Below are 4098 nucleotides of genomic sequence, written 5' to 3'. Positions count from 1 at the left end.
AAAAGCTCCACCTTTCACCCCCAAAAGCTCCACCTTTCACCCCCAAAAGCTCCACTTATCTTGCCAGAACATCTTTAAAATCATGGTGTTACAAGACCTAAAAAGGTTTTAAAAAAAAAGATCTAAAAATAAGATCTTAAAAACTTAACGGCGAGCCTGTGGATAACTTGGGGTGCTGAAAACAAAAAACCAATAAAAACAATGCGTTGCAATAAAGCAGAATTGCAAGTTTCGAATACACCCCCTCCAACCCTGTGGAAACCCAGTATTCATGCGGGTTCAGCGCATATCACCTGCCGAAAAACCGTGCGTATGTGCTCAACCTGGCGACTGATTCACTTCCGCTTCCTCGCCCACTCGCTCGCTAACGCTCGGTCGCTGGGGCTGCGGCGAGCGGACGATACAATCACTGTTCTGGCAGCGCCTCCAGCTCGTTAATCAGCGGCAGTATGCGCGTCACATCAGCCTGTCGTGTCACCTCTGCCTTCAGGAACTGGAGTAACCAGGCACGCAACTGCACCTCTTCCGGCTTTCTGACCTTTGCCAGCAATGCAGCACCCACAACAACCTTCTGCGCTGTGTCCAGGCTCCGGCTCTTCGCCTTCAGGCGCTGTAATCTCGCCTCAGCATCAGCAATCTTCTGTTCGAGCGTTCTGCTCATGATGTAACTCCGTGCGCGATGAAAAATCGCATTTTAGCGCGTCACTGGTAGTTTAAAAACTGAGCTGGCATAATGCACGGCAAATCACGAAGTGCGCACTTATACAATCTCCACTCCGTTTCGATTGTGTGCGCCCTGCGGGGCTGAAAGAAAACTACAAAAAGGCATTACGGCAGAAATGGCGATTTATCATCTCAGCATGAAAATTATCTCCAGAAGCAGCGGCTACAGCGCCGTAGCTTCCGCTGCCTATCGTTCCGGTTCACTGATGCTTGATGAGCGTACCGGACTGACTCACGACTACACCCGCAAAAGCGGTGTGGCTGAGGCTGTGATTCTGACCCCCGCCACCGCCCCTGCCTGGTGTACGAACCGTGCCGAACTCTGGAATGCCGTTGAGAAGGCCGAACGCCGGAAGAACTCACAACTTGCGCGGGAAATTGAACTCGCCATCCCCCACGAACTGCCGCAGGATGCCGCACGGGAAACCGTTCTCGCCTTTGTCAGAGAAAACTTTGTCAGTCAGGGCATGATTGCTGATGTGGCGTTCCATCACATGGATAAAACAAATCCCCATGCGCACATCATGCTGACCACGAGGGCTATCGGACCTGCTGGGTTCAGCGGAAAGGTCAGGGACTGGAACGACCGGACACATGCCGAGACGTGGCGGGCATCATGGGCTGACCATGCAAACAGGGCACTGGCGAACGCCGGTTATCAGGAAGAGATAGACCATCGTTCATACGAGCGACAGGGGCTTGAGAAAACGCCTGGTATTCACCTCGGAAAGTCTGCCTGTGCGATGGAAACACGCGGTATCGAAACAGAACGCGGCGAACAGAATCGTCTGATTAACAGGCTTAACCTGGAAATACAGATTTCCCGCACCGAACTCAGGAACGGAGGGCTGACAGAGCCTGCCCGCCGTGTGGCTGACCTTCTGAATATCGGGCTTCCTGACAACGCAACTTCGTACACACTACGTGACATTATCGAAGCGTTGCCGAAGGACAGTAACTCGGCATGGAAACTCACCAGTAATGCCATGTCGATGATGGCAGATATGCAGGCGACGCGCAGACGCTGGGAAGAGCTGAACACCGAACGAAAGGAAGCGATGAGCCATGCTGCCAGCCTGAAAAAATCATCGCCGTTTTCGTCCGGTTTTTCCCGTATTCCCCTGATGCAATGGGCGGCACCGGAATACCGTAGTGAGCAGGGAAAAATCCAGTCTCTGAGCCAGCAAATGGAAAAATTACGACAGCATTACCGGAAGGTGGAGAAACAGGACATTCCCGCGAGTCAGATGGCATTTGAAAAACAGTGGCAGCAGTGGGGGGAATCCGGCCTTGCAGCTCTCAGAGCCCAGTTGCTTAAACGTGAAGAGGAATTGCGCCGGAAGGAACAGGAAGATACTGAACGTAGTCGCGCGGAGCAGCTCAGGAAAAATGACAATGCCGTTATGGATTCAGGGGTGCTGAGAGCAGTCGTTACGGGGTATGGCGAGGCTCCCATGCCTGGTAACGGGGAAATGACCTGTTACCTTCTGCTTCACAACCGGAACGGAGAATATACGCTCTGGGGGAACGAGCTGGAGAAATACCGCACCAGAATCTTTGAGAGTGTTGATTTAATGCGTGACAGGAGTGGTTATATCTGTGACCGAAGCGAAATCGGCCAACGTCCGCCACTGCAACGTGTTTATTCCTCTGCAACCTTTGAGCAACTGCTGACGCAGGTTTGCCAGACATGGCCGCAACATACCCGCAATCTCCGCCAGCCGAAGACATGGCCGGAGTCTTTCTGTCTTGGAGAAGACCGCCAGCCAGCCATGCCATCACCAGCGGCAAGGAAGGTGGATTTTATGCAGGGACGTCTGCCACCGACGCTGATGCCGGTCATGAGTTCTGTCGACCGGGAAACCCGCCAGCTTCAGCTTTTGCTGGTCATGGGCGTGGATGACTCTCTGGGCGGTGTTATCCGGCTTAATGGTACGCTGTATCCCGCGTTTGCCGTTCCCTCAGCCGATAACAGGCATCTGGTCATCAGTGCGCTGACCGATAAGGGGTTACGGTATGCAGGGTATGGTGTTGCCGTAAATCACGATGCAGACAGCCACATATCACCTGCACCAGAACTGATGCAGTTTCATCTGAAAACCCGTGAGGCACCGCTTTTTGCTGCCGTCAACACACCAGAAAAACAGCCGGATCATCTGTTCCGCTCGCTGGGTTTTAACCGTACCTGGGAGGAATGGCAGCGCGAGGAAGATGCACGAACACACACCACCGAGAGGAGACATGATCGCGGTTGGTCACAGTGAATGTGAACAATATTTTGTTTTGTTTAACATCGTGTTATGTTCGTCGATGTTCTTCGATGTTCATCGACAGGGATGAATGCAAGAAGCACACTCACATAACGCAAGCATAGTTTTGTTTTTCCGCCCCCAAAAATTGGGGGTCTTTTTTCGCTGCATCAGAGCGTTTTTGACGCAATTTTTCACTTCAATAGTACCTTCGCACTACTAACACAAAAAAAACGCAGCAGGGAGCGTTTTAGGTGCCTTAAAATCGATTTTAGATCGTCATCTTGATCTGTTTGTCTTCCTTGAAGCGAAAATGCAGGGCTACAACCGTGCGCCCCTTTTTGATCGTCTCAACAGTTACAACCAGATCGCTTTTTTCGTTCAGTTCGGCGATGGCTGGCTTGATTATCATCTTATTCAAGTCTTTGAATTGTTGATATTTATCTTCAACGGCAAGCATGGTTCGGAAATCATCGATAGCTATCGTTCTGTCACCGGTGCTGCGGAACTGCTGGAGCAGCTCGTAAATGCGGATGCTGTAGGTGCTGGAAAGGCTGGAGACGTTCTTCACGACTACCCGCGTAAACTGCCCCTTGAGCTGTGTCAGATACGGCATGATGGCATCGGAGAAGGTGATATCTACTTTCGCCTCACCTTTGAAATACTGCGCCCGGTACTGCACCCAGCGGAACTCTTCTCGTTTTTCCTCGTTCTTGATGATTACTGACCTGTCCCAGAGGCGATCTATCGCTTCCTTGAGCCTAGCTTCAGCGTGCTGCCGTCCCATGTCAGGAAAGGCATCATGAAACTCTGCAGCCGTGATGGTCATGGTTTTTTGTTCATCCGGCGAAGGGGAATCTTCTCCGGATTTCAGGCGGCTGATACAGACCAGCAGGAAGCGCTGTTCCTGCAAAGTGAGCTTGTAGCTTGCCTCGATAAGGGCGTTTGATTTGTAAGCTATCAGATCTGACATTTCGCTTGCTCGTTGCTATTGGTGGCGTTTTTTTACTGTACGCCACTTATCATATGGGTGGAAGTTTTTTTTTTGCAACCCCCTTTTTCTGTGGATTACACCCCCAAAAGCTCCACCTTTCACCCCCAAAAGCTCCACCTTTCACCCCCAAAA

The 4098-nt window shown here is 51.4% G+C and carries 3 protein-coding genes; 1 reads left to right on the top strand and 2 read right to left on the bottom strand.

The genetic code is table 11. The features are described 5' to 3' along the window. Nucleotides 1-406 precede the first annotated feature (406 nt). The gene (mobC, locus tag HEM79_RS22005; protein WP_000091746.1) at nucleotides 407-661 is read right to left on the bottom strand and encodes a relaxase accessory protein MobC; all 255 of its coding nucleotides are present in this window, start codon (nucleotides 659-661) and stop codon (nucleotides 407-409) included. 178 nt (nucleotides 662-839) lie between these two features. On the opposite strand from mobC, the gene mobQ reads away from it, so the two are divergent. Then, the gene (mobQ, locus tag HEM79_RS22000) at nucleotides 840-2987 is read left to right on the top strand and encodes a MobQ family relaxase (RefSeq protein WP_001029354.1); all 2148 of its coding nucleotides are present in this window, start codon (nucleotides 840-842) and stop codon (nucleotides 2985-2987) included. A gap of 256 nt (nucleotides 2988-3243) precedes the next feature. Here the strand turns inward: mobQ and HEM79_RS21995 are convergent, their stop codons facing one another. Beyond that, entirely contained in the window at nucleotides 3244-3945 is a 702-nt protein-coding gene (locus HEM79_RS21995; RefSeq protein ID WP_001281395.1) for a replication initiation protein, read from the bottom strand. Nucleotides 3946-4098 lie beyond the last annotated feature (153 nt).

Source organism: Escherichia sp. 93.0816 (assembly GCF_013368855.2).
GTDB lineage: Bacteria > Pseudomonadota > Gammaproteobacteria > Enterobacterales > Enterobacteriaceae > Escherichia > Escherichia ruysiae.
The sequence above is the reverse complement of the archived record's forward strand: the minus strand, read 5'-3'. Positions and strand labels throughout refer to the sequence as shown.

What these genes read in the sequence shown, in the direction of transcription:
- mobC (WP_000091746.1), bottom strand. Translation starts at nt 661, where the DNA reads ATGAGCAGAACGCTCGAACAGAAGATTGCTGATGCTGAGGCGAGATTA.
- mobQ (WP_001029354.1), top strand. Translation starts at nt 840, where the DNA reads ATGGCGATTTATCATCTCAGCATGAAAATTATCTCCAGAAGCAGCGGC.
- HEM79_RS21995 (WP_001281395.1), bottom strand. Translation starts at nt 3,945, where the DNA reads ATGTCAGATCTGATAGCTTACAAATCAAACGCCCTTATCGAGGCAAGC.